Here is a 14,168-nt window from a genome sequence, read left to right on the forward strand (position 1 = left end):
CGATGAACGATATGAAGCGCACCGAAACCATCGTGGCCATTGCCAGCGCGCCCGGCGCGGGCGGCGTCGGCCTGCTGCGCCTGTCAGGCCCGCGTGCCGCAGCCATTGCCAACGCACTCGGCGCACCGACGTTGCGCCCGCGCCACGCGCACTACGCGCGCCTGCGCGATGCAGACGGTGAGGTGATCGACGATGGCATCGTGCTGTGGTTCCCGGCGCCGAACAGCTTCACCGGCGAAGAAGTGGTGGAACTGCAGGGCCATGGCAGCCCGGTACTGCTGCAGCAGCTGGTCGCACGCTGCATCGCATTGGGGGCGCGGCAGGCGCGGCCCGGCGAGTTCAGTGAGCGCGCGTTTCTCAACGGCAAGCTCGACCTGGCACAGGCCGAAGCCATCGCCGATCTGATCGCGGCCGGTGACAACCGCGCAGCGCGCGCAGCACGACGCTCGCTGGACGGCGTGTTCTCGCGCCGCATCGATGCGGTGGTCGAACAGCTGGTGCTGCTGCGCATCCACGTGGAAGCGGCCATCGATTTCGCCGATGAGTCGCTGGACACACTCGGCGGTGCACAGGTGCGGCGTGGCCTGGAACAGGCGCGCAGCGATCTGGCCCTGCTGCGTCGCGACGCAGAGCGTGGCCGTCGTCTGCGCGATGGCCTGCATGCGGTGCTGATCGGCCCACCGAATGCCGGCAAGAGTTCGCTGTTGAACGCGCTGGCCGGTAGCGAGCGTGCCATCGTCACCGACATCGCCGGCACCACCCGTGACACGCTGCGCGAGACCATCCGCCTGGATGGGCTGGAACTGACGCTGGTCGATACCGCCGGTCTGCGCGATGGCGGCGATGCCATCGAACGCGAAGGCATGCGTCGCGCGCGCGCGGAGATCGAGCGCACCGACCTGGCGTTGATCGTGCTGGATGCACGCGATCCGGCAGCCGGCGAAGCCGCGATCGGCGAAGCGGTACTGGCAGTGCCGCACAAGGTCTACATCCACAACAAGTCGGATCTGTTGGATGCGATGCCGGTGCGGGACGACCCGGACCGCGTTTTCGTCTCCGCTGCCACCGGCGCGGGACTGGACGAGCTGCATGCGCGCCTGCGTTCGATCGCTTCGGCCGGGGCAGGGGAGCAGGTGGAGGGCGAATTCTCCGCACGTACCCGCCACGTCGATGCGATCGAACGCGCACAGGAACACGCGCAGCGGGCGGATGGCGAGCTGGTGCACGAGCACCTGGAGCTGGCGGCCGAGGAGCTGCGTCTGGCGCACGACGCGCTGGGCGAAATCACTGGGCAGATGAGTGCCGATGACCTGCTGGGCAGGATTTTCTCCAGCTTCTGCATCGGCAAGTAGTGCCGCGATGAACTGCGACATGCCTGGATTTCATGCAGTACAGCGACTCCCTCTTGGTACGATTCGACAATGGACCCGATAACCGACAGCGACGTCAGATCCGCGCTCCTTCGGAAGGTGATCGCCGAGCACGTTGCCAATCCCAGTACGCTGGTCGTGGAGGAGATGGGGCTTGCTCGCGGTGCCTGTCGGGTTGATGTCTGCGTCATCAACGGTCACCTGCACGGCTACGAGATCAAGAGCGACGTGGACACGCTGCGCAGGCTTCCCATGCAGCAGCAGTTCTATTCAAACGTTCTCGACAAAGCGACGATTGTCGTGGGGCAGCGGCATCTTGACCACGCGCTGGAGGTCCTGCCGGAGTGGTGGGGCGTTCGCACTGTATCGCGCGGCGCGCGTAATGCGGTGCGAATGGAGCTTTTGCGACCCGCCAGGCTCAATCCGTCCGTCAATGGGATGGACGTTGCCGCCCTTCTCTGGCGTGATGAGATCACGACACTGATCTGTGCACGGAACCCGGACAAGGCAGCGCTGCGCGGCAATCGCACAGCGCTGTGTGAGCGGCTTGGAGAGGTATACAGCCTCGCCGAGATCCGCACGCTGGTCAGGGAACAGTTGAAGCGCCGGACAGATTGGCGAGGTCGCGAACAACCTTAGTCAGGTGGTGATTGGTCGCCACCGTTGGCCAGGTCGAACTTCCGCCTGTACTGGCGACGTTGTTGGCGCAATCTTCGATGTACTCGTCGCCAGCACTGTAAGTTCGCCCCATGAATACCACCGGGCGATCAGAAATCAGGTGCCTGCACAGGTCGCGATACTGGTCTCGGCCATTGCGCTTGACCTGGGTGCCGACGATGATCCGCCACTGGTCATCGATCGTGTACTTGATCTTTGCATTCGGATCGAACAGGCGTGGGTCCATCATCTCCGTCTGTGGTGACGCGCATCCGTAGTCACCGAACCATGGCTGACGCTGCAGGGCACCGGCTGTCAGTCGGGTGTACCCCCGCCATTCGCGACGGTGAACGTCACCATGAGGGCGATAGCCTGCTGACGGGCTCAGGCTTGCAGGGAAGCTGCCACCGGCCACGGTGAGCGATCTCCATCGGCTGATGTAGGGCAATCCAGCGATCCATGCCTGCCAGACCGATGCCTGCAGGGTCGGAGAATCTGCGACATCTGCCGTACTGTCCAGAACGATGTCCACTTGCTCCGGGGCTACACCCAGGAGATGCAACAAGCCGTCGATCTTCGCCAGAGGACTGCCTTCCAGATCATCGGGAACCAAGCGCAGTCCGCACCCACGATCATCCTGGGCGATGATGCTGGCGACTGCCTGCTGGTACGCCAGATGCCGGCCGATACCGGTTACCGGAATGGCCTGGCAGCCCGACGCCCGTGCGAGATCGAAGACGCGCGCGAGGTGATGGTCTCCATTGGCCATCGTGTCGTCGCCGGCAAGATGCGGTGAATCGAACATGCAACGGCGTTTCTTCCAATTGGTGCTCAGTCGCTTGCCGACATTCTTCAGGTGATCATCAAGCGACTTGGCGGGTGTCTCGTTCTCGAAGTCCCACTGTTCAACCGGGATCTCGAACAGGGGATACATCCAGTCCTTTATGGTCTCGCGTGTACGACCTACCGCGAGGTACTCACCTTGTCGCCATTTCAGGATAGGCACGTACATTGTTTTCTCCATGGTCCGATCCTCCGCCAACATCGGTGTTGGTCAGTCGAGGCTATGACCCATCGTTTCCGCGGTTCAATCGGAAAAATTGCAGAATCCAATCCGAATGGCGGTCACCGCGATCATTGGCCAACCGCAGGCAGCCGGCCCCAGCTCCCCCAACCTGTCACATTCCCGCCGCATACTGACGCCCATCACAAACCGCTTGGGGAAGTCGCAGTGAAGTCGTGGGGTCGTGCGTTGCTGTTGTCGCTGGCCGTGGCACCATCGGTGGCCATGAGTGCTGAATCCTCCCCTCCGGCCGCACACAAGGTGTCGGTCTACGGCCACCGCGGTGCAAGCGCGCTGCTGCCCGAGCACACGCTGGCGGCCTATGCGCAGGCCATCGCCGACGGTGCCGATTACATCGAACCGGACCTGGTGATGACCAAGGACGGGGTGATGGTGGCCCGCCATGAGAACGAGATCGGTGGCACAACCGATGTGGCCGAGCACAAGGAATTCGCCAAGCGGAAGACCCGCAAGGTCATCGACGGGCAGACGGTCGAAGGCTGGTTCACCGAAGACTTCACCCTGGCCGAGCTGAAGACCCTGTACGCCCGCGAGCGCCTGCCGGAGTTCCGCAGCACTGCCTACGACGGCCAGTTCCGCATTGCCAGCCTGGACGAGATCCTGGCGTTCCTGGTCCAGCAGGCCGGTCGTGCCAACCGTGGCATCGGCCTGGTGCCGGAGATCAAGCACCCGACCTACTTCCAGTCGATCGGCCTGCCGATGGAAGACACGCTGCTGGCCGCGCTGCGCGGCAACGCCTATACCAACGTCGGCCCGGTCACCATCCAGTCGTTCGAAACAGCCAACCTGCGCTACCTGCGCGGCAAGATCCCGCGTGGCAGCAACATCCGCCTGCTGCAGCTGCTGTGGAAGGGCGATACGCAGCCGGCCGACATCGCCAAGGCCGGCGGCGCGCTGACCTATGCGCAGATGATGACCCCGGCGGGGCTGAAGGACATCGCGGCCTATGCCGACGGCATCGGCCCGGAGCTGCGCTCGATCATCCCGCTGGATGCCAACGGTGAGCTGGGCACGCCGACGTCGCTGGTGCGCGATGCGCACGCGGTGGGCCTGATGGTGATTCCGTACACCTTCCGCCCGGAGAACCATTTCCAGGCCAGCAACCTGCGCAAGGGCGCGGACAATGCGCGCAATGCGGAGGGGTCGATCGCGGAGATGCGTGCCTACCTGGCGACCGGCATCGATGCCTTCTTCACTGATGACCCGGCATTGGGCCGTCAGGCGGTGGATGGAACGGGCGCGGCGGCGAACGCGGCGGACTGACCGGCGTCAATGCCGCCGGGCATGGCCCGGCGCTACCAGAGGCATCCAGAAGCGGTAGCGCCGGGCCATGCCCGGCGTATCCACCCGATCAACCGCGCGGGTCTTCCGGCCGGCGGAACGGGATCACCACATAGTCCCGCCCTTCGCGCGGCTGCCACAGCACCGGCACGCGCTGCGGCGACGGCGGCTCGAGTTCGTCATCGGCCAGCGGCTCGACCTCGTCTTCCTCGTCCTCCCAGCTGTAACGCGGGCGCGGCGGCAGCGGGTCGGCGTTGCGGAACAGCAGCGCGGCGATGATGCCGGCGAAGGCTCCACCCATGTGCGACTGCCAGGACACACCGTCGGCATGCGGCAGCACGGTCATCAGCATGCCGCCGTAGAACAGCATGCCGATCAGCCCGGTGGCGATCGCCGCGCGGTCGCGGCGCAGCAGGCCAAGGCTGGCCAGCAGGAACATCAGGCCGTGGGTGACGCCACTGGCGCCGAGATGGAAGCTGCCGGGGTTGCCGAGCATCCACGCACCGATGCCCGAGCCCAGCCACAGCAGGGGCAGGGCACGCAGCGTGGCTTTGGGATAGACGCTGCCGGCCAGGGTGCCGAGGATCAGGATGGCGAAGCTGTTGGCGGCAATGTGTTCGACCGAACCATGCAGCAGCGGTCCGCCGATCAGGCCGAGCAGGCCCTTGGCTTCCAACGGTGCGACCGCCCAGGGCCGCCAGTCGAAATGGTCCTGCAGGGCGAACACGGCCACCAGCACCAGCACGGCGGCCAGGCTGGCATTGAAGGCGCGCAGGATGCGCGTGCGGTCGTTGCGGGCGGCCGGCGCGTCGCCGGCGGGCAGGGGCGCGTTCGTGTTCATACCCTCAGCAATGGCGGTGGCCGGCGCGAAACCAAGGCCACCGCCGCGGGAGAGTGGCTGCGACCGGCGGGACAATCCACCGGCCGCAGCGTTCAATCGGCCAGGATCAGGCGCCGCCTTCCTTCGGCGGGTTCTTCAGGCTCAGCACCACCGTGGCGGCGATGATCACCGCGACCACGCCCAGCGAGATCGGGGTCGGGATCTTGAACAGGTCGATGATCATCATCTTGATGCCGATGAAGGCCAGCACCAGGGCCAGGCCGTACGGCAGCAGGTGGAAGCGGTCGGCCATGCCGGCCAGCAGGAAGAACATCGCACGCAGGCCGAGCACCGCGAACACGTTGGAGGTCAGCACGATGAACGGGTCGGTGGTGATCGCGAAGATCGCAGGGATGCTGTCCACCGCGAAGATCACGTCGGTCACCGCGATCAGGATCAGCACCGCGAACAGCGGGGTGAACCAGCGCACGCCGTCGCGCTTGACGCTCATCGCGTTGCCTTCGTAGTCCGGCAGCAGGCGCAGGTGCTTGCGCATCCAGCGCAGGGCCGGGTTGGCTTCCAGGTCAGGCTCCTGGCCCGCGGCGAACCACATCTTCCAGCCGGTGAAGAGCAGGAAGGCGCCGAATACATAGAGCAGCCAGTGGAACTGGGTGATCAGCACGCTACCGGCGAAGATCATGATCGTACGCAGCACGATCGCACCCAGGATGCCGATGATCAGCACCTTCTGGCGCTGTTCCTCCGGCACCGCGAAGTAGCTCATGATCATCAGGAAGACAAAGATGTTGTCCACCGCCAGCGCCTTCTCGACCAGATAGCCGGTCAGGAACTCCAGGCCGACCTTGTTGGCCACGACCTGGCCGGCGGTCTCGTTCAGGTAGAACCAGAGGCCGCCGTTGAAGGCCAGCGCCAGCGCGACCCAGCCGATGGACCACCACAGGGCTTCCTTGAAAGTGACCTTGTGCGGGCCACCGTGGCGCATCAATACGAGGTCGACCAGCAGGGCGATGACCACCACCGCTGCGAAGCCGCCCCACAACCACAAATTACCGATCGTCTGCATGGGTTTGTCCGTTGGGAAATGAAAAATGCCTCAAGCCGGACGGCGAGGATCTGCAACGGAGGATCGGGAGGGGATCCAGGGACAGAGCTTCGCCAGTACGGCGAAGGTCTCGCTCGCAGTTCCGATGGGCCGGAACTGCCGTTGCACCGGAGCCTGCGGGCTCGAATTGACGGCGACAACGTCTGGGAGCTACTCCCCTTCTGCCGCCGATTCTGCGGCCTGGCCGGGCCGGCGTCAAATGCTGGCCGGGGTCGGATCCCCGCAGGGGGCTCCGACCCCATTCCCACAACGACCAAGGGGTCAGAGCCCCTGTGGGGATCTGACCCCGGCGCCCGGTTTACAATAGGTGGATGAATACCCCCCTTCCCGTTGTCCGCCTCAAGAACGCGTGGCGTTCCAGCCACCCGTGGATCTTCCAGAAACTGGTCGAGAAGCCGACCGTCCGGCCCAAGCCCGGCTCCCTCGTCGATGTCGTCGGCGTGGATGGCGAGTTCATCGGCCGTGGCTTCTACAACGGGCATTCGCGTATTGCCGTACGCATCCTCGAAACCGACCCGCAGATCCCGCTGGATGCCGGCTGGTTCTCGCGCAAGATCGCCCAGGCGGTGTCGCTGCGTCGTGAGGTGCTGAAGCTCGATGCGGTGTCCGACGCCTGGCGCGTGGTGCACAGCGAGGGCGATGGCCTGTCCGGCCTGGTGGTCGACCGCTACGGCGACCTGGTAGTGGTGGAGTTCTTCGCCGCCGGCATGTTCCGCCACCGCGAATGGATCTACGAAGCCCTGCGTGAACAGTTCCCGGGTTGCCGCTTCCACAGCTTCGCCGACGAACACGTGCAGAAGCAGGAAAGCTTCGATTTCCACGGCAACACCACCACCGAAGCGTCGGTGATCACCGAGTACGGCATCAAGTTCCGCGCCGACCCGGCCGGTGCGCACAAGACCGGCTTCTTCGCCGACCAGCGCGAGAACCGTGAGTGGCTGAGCCAGCAGGTGGAAGGCAAGAGCGTGCTCGACCTGTGCTGCAACACCGGCGGTTTCGCCGTGTACGCGGCCGCGCGCGGTGCATCGGAAGTGGTCGGCATCGACATCGATGAGGACGTCATCCAGATCGCCAAGGGCAATTCACGTCTGAACAACGTGCGCCCGAAGTTCGTCCAGTCCGACATCTTCCCGTGGCTGCGCGATGCGGCCAACCGCGGTGAGCAGTACGACGTGGTGATCCTGGACCCGGCGAAGATGACCCGCGACCGCGACCAGGTCATCACCGCGCTGAAGAAGTACCTGGACATGAACAAGCTGGCGCTGGGCGTGGTCAAGCCCGGTGGCCTGTTCGCCACGTTCTCCTGCACCGGCCTGGTGGCCGAGGACCAGTTCCTGGACATGCTGCGTCGTGCGGCGTACTTCTCCGGCCGCACCATCCAGATCCTGAAGGTGGCCGGCGCCGGCCCGGACCATCCGTTCATGGCCCACGTGCAGGAATCGCGTTACCTGAAGGCCGTGTTCTGCCGCGTGGTGGACTGACCTACGGGGTGTGGAGCCGGGCGATGCCCGGCTCCCCCACACAGCGCCGAAGACTGCCCCCGCGCGCCAGCCTCAGGGCTGCGCGCGTGGCGGCGCAGGAACCGGCTGCAGCTGCTGCAGCAACCCGTTGATCACCTCGGACCTGCGCCGCAGATGGTGGCCGAGCACGATCGCCACCGCGCCCAGCGCCAGCAGCGCCGGAACCGCGAGCAGCGCGAGCACCCAGCCGACGTCGAACAGAAGCCAGCCCAGCAGACGCTGCTGATGCCATCGCTGCGACCGTTCAGAGCGGGGCAGCCCTGCTGCCTTCTCGAAGCGGGACTGCATTGCCGGCGATACCGGAACACCGATGTCTTCGCCATTGGCCAACGCACGGGCAGTGGCGACCACGGCCGACGAGGCGACGCCGTAGGGAAGCTCCTGCTGTGCACGCAGATAGGCCTGCCACTGGGGGCTGAAGCCGCTGAAGTCTGGACTGGCGATCAGCGCGTCCAGCTGGCGATAGTCGAGGCGATCGCCCTGGCCGATGGCGGGTGCGGTGATGCCCATGCTTCCCCAGGCACCGCACAGCAGCATCGAACCCAGCGCGAATGACCAGGCGAAGCGGCGAAGGCGATGGCGGCTGAGCAGGTCGCGCACGCCGAAGAACATCCACACCAGCAGCAAGGGGGTCATGACCAGCAGGATGAGCAACTGCCTGCCCGTGTCCTTCGACCCATAGCCGGCCGGCACCTGTGCCCACGACGGGGGGCCCAGCTCGGTGCCGGTAAATGCCAGCGCCATGCAGGACAGCGCCGTTGCCGCCAGCGGAAGGCAGGCCAGGCCGAAGACCCGCAGCAGCGAGGCCCGCCGGTAGAACGCGCGCAGGCCCGGAACAGCTTCCACCCGCGCCTGCAGATCCGGCGGGATCTGCAGCGGATCGCGTACCGGCGCGCTCATGCCGGCACCGCCGATGTGCGCAGCAACTGCTGCAGGGCCTGTTTCAGCTGGTCCTGTGCCTGGGCCGCGCTGGCGATCATCTGCGGGCTGGCGTTGTCGCTGTTGTGCAGCGCCTGGATGGTCTGGCGCCAGATCGGCAGCAGGATCTGCACCGTCTCGCTGTAACGGTCCAGCAGGTCGATGGCATGGCCGCGTGCCAGCTGCACCTGCATCCGGCTCATCGAATGGCTGGCCAGCAGCGCGGTCAGGTTGGCTACGCGGCGTTGCAGCCGCTCGACCGGACGGTCGAGCACCGGCGCGCCATCGTCGCTGTCGACGGCCGCTGGCAGCTCCTGCAGGAACTGCACGCCTGCATCGATGTACACCTGCAGTCGCACCCCCTGCACGTCATGCTCGAGCAGCTGCGCATCCAGTCGATCGACGCTGGCCCGCACGGCGATGGCTTCGCGCTCGATCCTGGCCAGGACGTCGCCGTTGCTGCCCATGGCAATGCGACGGCGCAGGCGTTCTTCGATATCGGCACCGGAGAATCGCTCCCACCATCCCGCGCGCTGCAGCAGCGCATTGGGATCATGTTCGGACAGCCGGCTGACCAGTTCGGCAAGCGCCTGGGCCAGTGCGTTGGCGCTGCCATCCTGCCAGGCCGGCTCGGCGCTGGCGCTGGCCAGGTCGGCCGGGCCATAGCGGCCGATGTCGGTACGCCCGGCAAACAACGTTGGCAGCACATCACGCTTGAGCTGTTCGACGGTGACCGTGTTGGCGGGGACAGGCGCCTGGCCATGCACGTGCAGCGCCGGAGGCTGGGAGTTCGTCATCGATGCTTCCATTCCATGGTCGACGCAGCACGCGGTGCTGCACGCTGACTTATCGGCTGCCGGCGAGTGTAATGGAGCTGGCGGGTCAATACGGCACTACCGGCGTTGGCCGTCGCGGCGCTATGGTCGTGTCCTTCCCATTGCCGGTGGATGCCCATGCCGTCGTTGCGTCGTCTGTCCCTGCTGCTCGCCCTGGCGCTGAGTGCGCCGCTGTCCGCCCATGCCATCGACTTCAGCGCGCAGGAGCTGGCCCGTGCCAAGGCACTGCAGCAGCGCCTGCTGACCCTGGACAGTCATCTGGATACGCCGGCCAATTTCGGCCGCACCGGCTTCGACATCGAGCAGCGGCACGACCGCAATGCACTCTCGCAGGTGGACTACCCGCGCATGGTCGAAGGTGCGCTTGATGGCGGCTTCTGGGCGATCTATACCGACCAGGGCGACCGCACGGCCGCCGCGCATCTGGCCGAGCGCGACCACGGCCTGCAGCGGTTGCTGGAGATCCGGCAGATGCTGGCCGCCAATCCCGAGCGCTTCGCATTGGCGCTGACCGCCGATGACGCGGCGCGGATCAAGGCCGCCGGCAAGCGCGTGGTCTACATCAGCATGGAGAACGCCAGTCCGCTGGTGGCCGATCCCAGCCTGCTGTCGTTCTATCACCGTGCGGGCCTGCGCCTGCTCAGCACCGTGCACTTCGCCAACAACGAGTTCGCAGATTCGGCCACCGATCCCAAGGGGGCTGAATGGAAGGGCCTGAGCCCGGCTGGCAAGGACCTGGTGCGCGAGGCGGTGAAGCTGGGCATCGTCATCGACCAGTCGCACGCCTCCGATGCCGTGTTCGACGATCTGCTGGCGATGATGCCGGTGCCGTTCGTGCTGTCGCACAGCTCGGCCAAGGCGGTCTACGACCACCCACGCAATCTTGATGACGCGCGCCTGCGCAAGCTGGCCAAGGCTGGCGGGGTGATCCAGGTGAACGCATACGGCGGCTACCTGATCGACACCGCCAAGTCGCCTGAGCGCAAGCAGGCCGAAGAAGCCCTGAGCAAGCAGCTGGGTGGCTGGGAAGGCATGACCATCGAACAGGGCGTGGCGCTGCAGAAGGCCGAGCAGGCACTGGACCACGAACACCCGGTGCGCCACGCCAGCCTGGACGACTTCTTCGCCCATTTCGAGCACATCCTGAAGGTGGTCGGTCCCGAGCACGTCGGCATCGGTCTGGACTGGGATGGCGGTGGTGGCCTGAGCGACCTGCCCGATGTCAGCCAGCTGCCGAAGATCACCGCGTGGCTGCTGCGCAAGGGGTACAGCGAACAACAGATCGCCGCCATCTGGGGCGGCAACCTGCTGCGGGTGATGCGCCAGGCGCAGGACTATGCGGCAAAGCAGGGCGGTTAGCCGCCCTGCGGTAGTGCCGGCACGACCCAAAGACCGCCGGGCATGGCCCGGCGCTGCCTTTACCGGCCGATCAGCGCGTTGCGACGGCTGTAGGCGAAGTACAGCACCAGGCCGACCACGTTCCACGCCAGGAAGTACAGCTGGGTGGTGTGCGGCAGGCTGATGAACAGGTAGATGCAGCCCAGCGCCGCCAGCGGGCCGACGATGAAGGCCAACGGCGTGCGGAAGGTGCGCTCGCGGTTCGGCTCACGCACGCGCAGCACCACCAGGCAGATGCCAACGGCGGTGAACGCGGCCAGGGTACCGGCATTGGCCAGTGCGGCGATCTCGTCCAGGCGTGCAACGCCGGCCAGTGCCGACACCACCAGGGCGGTGAACAGCGTGGTCGCCACCGGCGTGCCGGTACGTGCGTTGACCTTGGACAGGCCACGCGGCAGCAGTCCATCGCGGCTCATGACGAAGAAGATGCGGCTCTGGCCGTACAGGAAGGCCAGCAGCACGGTCGGCAGGGCGATGATCGCGATCACGCCGATCAGCATCGCGGCGGTGGGCTGGCCCAGCTGGCGCATGATCAATGCCAGCGGCTCGGCACTCTGGCCGAACACGGTGTAGCTCATCGCACCAATCGCAGCCAGCGCCACCAGCACGTACACGATGGTGCAGCCGACCATCGAGCCGATGATGCCGATGGACAGGTCGCGCCCGGGGTTCTTGGTTTCTTCGGCGGCGGTGGAAATCGCGTCGAAGCCGTAGAACGCGAAGAAGATGATCGCCGCTGCCGCCATCACGCCGCGTTCGACGCCATCCGGGCCCAGCGTCTTGGCGAATCCGTAGGGCATGAACGGCTGCAGGTTGTTGGCGTCGAACGCCGGCAGGGCCACCGCCACGAAGATCGCCAGCGCGATCAGCTTGAACACGACCAGGATCGCGTTGAGGGTGGCGCTTTCCTTGGTACCGGCCATCAGCATCAGGGCCACCAGCCAGGTGATGACGATGGCGGGCAGGTTGATCATGCCGCCATCGACGTGCGGGCCTGCCGCGAGCATCGCCGGCAGGCGCAGGTCCCAGCCGAACTGGGTATGCACCCATTCCAGGAAGCCGACGAAGTAACCGGACCAGCCGACCGCCACGGTACTCACCACCAGCGAGTACTCCAGGATCAGGCTCCAGCCGACCACCCAGGCAAACACTTCGCCCAGAGCACTGTAGCTGTAGGTATAGGCGCTGCCGGCGGCAGGCATCATCGTGGACAGCTCTGCGTAGGCCAATGCCGCGCAGGCACACACCGCGCCGGCGATGGCGAAGGAGATCAGCACGGCCGGGCCAGCGCGGTCGGCACCCACGCCGATCAGGGTGTAGATGCCGGTGCCGACGATGGCGCCGATGCCCAGCGCGATCAGGTGCGGCCAGCTGAGGGTCGGGACCAGACGCCGGCCGGCTTCATGGACGGTGACGGAATCTAGGGACTTGCGCCGGAGCAGGGACATGCAGGCCTCGGAAGGGGTGACTGAGAACGACAAGTCCCCGAGTGTGACCGAACGCAGCGCAGCATTGCCACTGACGGGGGTCATGGCCGACACAGCGCGCGCTGGACGCTGGGCACTCTGCCGGAAACGGCACAAACGGCCTCAGCGCAGGCGCCTACCAGTGACAGCCGTCGTCCTGGAAGGCGTTGACGTCTTCGTCGAAGTCCGTGCGGCGACCGTCCCGGGCACGCACGTAGCTGAAGCTGTAGATCCGTGCGCCCTGCGTGCTCAGTGTGTAGTGACCGTTGATGCGACCGTCCACGCGCTCTTCCCAGACGGTATCGAACTGGTAGGGGCGGTCTTCGTCCAGCACCGTGGTCTGTTCGGAGACCCGGCGCAGTGGCAGGCGCTCGCTGTGCCCGGCGTAGCGCACATCGGCGCGGCCATCGTCCAGCCAGCGCCATTCCAGGTGGATCGTGTTGTCGCGGCCACCGCTGAGGCAGCGGTGGTCCGGTGCGGCCGTGGCCGGTCCACTGGCAAGCAGCAGCACCAGGGCTGCTGCGACCGCGAGCGTTGGTGTTGCGGCCATGGCGCTTTTGTCCAACGAGGGGCGCCAGCATAGCGCGCCCCCGCTGTTACCTGCCCAGCGCGCGTGGCTGCAGACGCGTACCACCGCTCATCAGCATGCGTGGCAGCGGCATCTGCAGGAAGTCGTGCGGGAAGGCAGGCGCGACCGCGCTGATCGCATCCAGCCGTGCCAACGCCTCAACCGGCAGCGCCAGATCCAGCGCCGCCAGGTTGTGTTCGAACTGGTCCAGGGTGCGTGCACCGACGATCGGCATGGCCCCGGCCGCGGGTCGTTGCAGCAGCCAGGCCAGAGCGACCTGCGCAGCCGAGTGCGACAGTTCCGCCGCGACGGCAGCGACTTCCCCGGCGATGTTCAACGAACGTGGCGTCAACGCGCCATTGATGAGGGCCACGTTGCGCCGGGAACCGCCCGGCGTAGCCTCCGGCGGCTCGGCCGTGGTGAGATCAGCCGCGCTGTACTTGCCGGTCAGCACCCCGCTGCCCAGCGGCGACCACGCCACCACGCCCAACCCGAGCGCCTCGGCCATCGGCAGCAGCTCCTGTTCGACGCTGCGCTGGATCAGGCTGTATTCGATCTGCAGGGCCACCAGCGGCGCCCAACCGCGCAGGTCGGCCAGGGTCTGCATGCGGGCGATCTGCCAGGCCGGCGTGTCCGAGATGCCGGCATACAGCACCTTGCCGCTGCGCACGAGATCGTCGAAACCGCGCATCACCTCGTCCACCCCGGTGGTGTCGTCCCAGGCGTGCAGGTACAGCAGATCCAGGTAGTCGGTGCCGAGCCGGCGCAGGCTGTCCTCCACCGAGCGCATCATGCTCTTGCGGTGGTTGCCGGCGTTGTTCGGATCGCCGGGCACGGTCGCCAGGGTGTACTTGCTGGCGATCACCAGCCGTTCGCGGCGGCCTTGGGCGAATCGCCCGAGCAGCGTCTCGGCGCTGCCATTGGTGTAGTTGTTTGCGGTATCAACGAAGTTGCCACCGCGTTCGACGTAGGCATCGAAGATGCGGCGGGCCTCGGCTTCGTCCGCGCCCCACCCCCAATCGGCACCGAAGGTCATCGTGCCCAGCGCCATCGGGCTGACACGCAGGCCGGAGCGACCGAGCAGGCGGTAGTGATCAAGTGACATGTGGCATTCCATCGGAGGAGGC

13 protein-coding genes are annotated in these 14,168 nt (G+C 66.2%); 5 read left to right on the forward strand and 8 right to left on the reverse strand.

Features of this window, described 5'->3' with window-relative positions:
• Positions 1-2 precede the first annotated feature (2 nt).
• Positions 3-1,352 (forward strand): tRNA uridine-5-carboxymethylaminomethyl(34) synthesis GTPase MnmE, encoded by a 1,350-nt coding sequence (gene mnmE / locus ABIA73_RS15575; RefSeq protein WP_354275994.1) that lies wholly within the window; start codon positions 3-5, stop codon positions 1,350-1,352.
• A gap of 69 nt (positions 1,353-1,421) precedes the next feature.
• Complete coding sequence (locus tag ABIA73_RS15580) at positions 1,422-2,009, forward strand: sce7726 family protein (protein WP_218788221.1); 588 nt, start codon at positions 1,422-1,424, stop codon at positions 2,007-2,009.
• On the opposite strand, the gene ABIA73_RS15585 is transcribed toward ABIA73_RS15580, so the two are convergent.
• Positions 1,957-3,039: a beta family protein gene (locus tag ABIA73_RS15585; protein WP_354275995.1), complete on the reverse strand. Its 1,083-nt coding sequence runs from the start codon at positions 3,037-3,039 to the stop codon at positions 1,957-1,959. The genes ABIA73_RS15580 and ABIA73_RS15585 overlap by 53 nt on opposite strands.
• Before the next feature lie 219 nt (positions 3,040-3,258).
• Between ABIA73_RS15585 and ABIA73_RS15590 the strand changes: the two genes are divergently transcribed.
• Positions 3,259-4,374 carry a glycerophosphodiester phosphodiesterase gene (locus tag ABIA73_RS15590; protein WP_354275996.1) on the forward strand — a complete coding sequence of 372 codons (1,116 nt, stop codon included), beginning with the start codon at positions 3,259-3,261 and terminating at the stop codon, positions 4,372-4,374.
• Positions 4,375-4,462: 88 nt separating this feature from the next.
• Here the strand turns inward: ABIA73_RS15590 and ABIA73_RS15595 are convergent, their stop codons facing one another.
• Together ABIA73_RS15595 and ABIA73_RS15600 are read right to left on the reverse strand one after the other, a co-directional pair.
• Positions 4,463-5,233 (reverse strand): rhomboid family intramembrane serine protease, encoded by a 771-nt coding sequence (locus ABIA73_RS15595; RefSeq protein ID WP_279208623.1) that lies wholly within the window; start codon positions 5,231-5,233, stop codon positions 4,463-4,465.
• 106 nt (positions 5,234-5,339) lie between these two features.
• Positions 5,340-6,296: a TerC family protein gene (locus tag ABIA73_RS15600; protein WP_025875596.1), complete on the reverse strand. Its 957-nt coding sequence runs from the start codon at positions 6,294-6,296 to the stop codon at positions 5,340-5,342.
• Positions 6,297-6,646: 350 nt separating this feature from the next.
• Between ABIA73_RS15600 and ABIA73_RS15605 the strand changes: the two genes are divergently transcribed.
• A complete protein-coding gene (locus ABIA73_RS15605) occupies positions 6,647-7,816 on the forward strand; it encodes a class I SAM-dependent rRNA methyltransferase (protein WP_059065710.1) in 1,170 nt (389 codons plus the stop codon).
• Between the two features lie 72 nt (positions 7,817-7,888).
• On the opposite strand, the gene ABIA73_RS15610 is transcribed toward ABIA73_RS15605, so the two are convergent.
• Positions 7,889-8,755 (reverse strand): hypothetical protein, encoded by an 867-nt coding sequence (locus ABIA73_RS15610; RefSeq protein WP_105164902.1) that lies wholly within the window; start codon positions 8,753-8,755, stop codon positions 7,889-7,891.
• Positions 8,752-9,570 (reverse strand): protein klaA, encoded by an 819-nt coding sequence (locus ABIA73_RS15615; protein ID WP_354275997.1) that lies wholly within the window; start codon positions 9,568-9,570, stop codon positions 8,752-8,754. Before ABIA73_RS15615 ends, ABIA73_RS15610 begins: the two co-directional genes overlap by 4 nt.
• 156 nt (positions 9,571-9,726) lie before the next feature.
• Between ABIA73_RS15615 and ABIA73_RS15620 the strand changes: the two genes are divergently transcribed.
• Positions 9,727-10,968 carry a dipeptidase gene (locus ABIA73_RS15620; RefSeq protein ID WP_223483107.1) on the forward strand — a complete coding sequence of 414 codons (1,242 nt, stop codon included), beginning with the start codon at positions 9,727-9,729 and terminating at the stop codon, positions 10,966-10,968.
• A gap of 59 nt (positions 10,969-11,027) precedes the next feature.
• Here the strand turns inward: ABIA73_RS15620 and ABIA73_RS15625 are convergent, their stop codons facing one another.
• The 3 genes from ABIA73_RS15625 to ABIA73_RS15635 form a co-directional block, all read right to left on the reverse strand.
• A complete protein-coding gene (locus ABIA73_RS15625) occupies positions 11,028-12,455 on the reverse strand; it encodes an amino acid permease (RefSeq protein WP_032978503.1) in 1,428 nt (475 codons plus the stop codon).
• Between the two features lie 154 nt (positions 12,456-12,609).
• Positions 12,610-13,023, reverse strand: coding sequence for a hypothetical protein (locus ABIA73_RS15630; protein ID WP_025875608.1), 414 nt, complete (start codon positions 13,021-13,023; stop codon positions 12,610-12,612).
• Between the two features lie 46 nt (positions 13,024-13,069).
• Positions 13,070-14,146, reverse strand: a complete 1,077-nt coding sequence (locus ABIA73_RS15635) for an aldo/keto reductase (protein ID WP_502960552.1) — start codon at positions 14,144-14,146, stop codon at positions 13,070-13,072.
• Positions 14,147-14,168 lie beyond the last annotated feature (22 nt).

Source organism: Stenotrophomonas sp. 2694 (assembly GCF_040548715.1).
GTDB lineage: Bacteria > Pseudomonadota > Gammaproteobacteria > Xanthomonadales > Xanthomonadaceae > Stenotrophomonas > Stenotrophomonas indicatrix.

What these genes read in the sequence shown, in the direction of transcription:
- mnmE (WP_354275994.1), top strand. Translation starts at nt 3, where the DNA reads ATGAACGATATGAAGCGCACCGAAACCATCGTGGCCATTGCCAGCGCG.
- ABIA73_RS15580 (WP_218788221.1), top strand. Translation starts at nt 1,422, where the DNA reads ATGGACCCGATAACCGACAGCGACGTCAGATCCGCGCTCCTTCGGAAG.
- ABIA73_RS15585 (WP_354275995.1), bottom strand. Translation starts at nt 3,039, where the DNA reads ATGTACGTGCCTATCCTGAAATGGCGACAAGGTGAGTACCTCGCGGTA.
- ABIA73_RS15595 (WP_279208623.1), bottom strand. Translation starts at nt 5,233, where the DNA reads ATGAACACGAACGCGCCCCTGCCCGCCGGCGACGCGCCGGCCGCCCGC.
- ABIA73_RS15600 (WP_025875596.1), bottom strand. Translation starts at nt 6,296, where the DNA reads ATGCAGACGATCGGTAATTTGTGGTTGTGGGGCGGCTTCGCAGCGGTG.
- ABIA73_RS15605 (WP_059065710.1), top strand. Translation starts at nt 6,647, where the DNA reads ATGAATACCCCCCTTCCCGTTGTCCGCCTCAAGAACGCGTGGCGTTCC.
- ABIA73_RS15610 (WP_105164902.1), bottom strand. Translation starts at nt 8,755, where the DNA reads ATGAGCGCGCCGGTACGCGATCCGCTGCAGATCCCGCCGGATCTGCAG.
- ABIA73_RS15615 (WP_354275997.1), bottom strand. Translation starts at nt 9,570, where the DNA reads ATGACGAACTCCCAGCCTCCGGCGCTGCACGTGCATGGCCAGGCGCCT.
- ABIA73_RS15620 (WP_223483107.1), top strand. Translation starts at nt 9,727, where the DNA reads ATGCCGTCGTTGCGTCGTCTGTCCCTGCTGCTCGCCCTGGCGCTGAGT.
- ABIA73_RS15625 (WP_032978503.1), bottom strand. Translation starts at nt 12,455, where the DNA reads ATGTCCCTGCTCCGGCGCAAGTCCCTAGATTCCGTCACCGTCCATGAA.
- ABIA73_RS15630 (WP_025875608.1), bottom strand. Translation starts at nt 13,023, where the DNA reads ATGGCCGCAACACCAACGCTCGCGGTCGCAGCAGCCCTGGTGCTGCTG.
- ABIA73_RS15635 (WP_502960552.1), bottom strand. Translation starts at nt 14,146, where the DNA reads ATGTCACTTGATCACTACCGCCTGCTCGGTCGCTCCGGCCTGCGTGTC.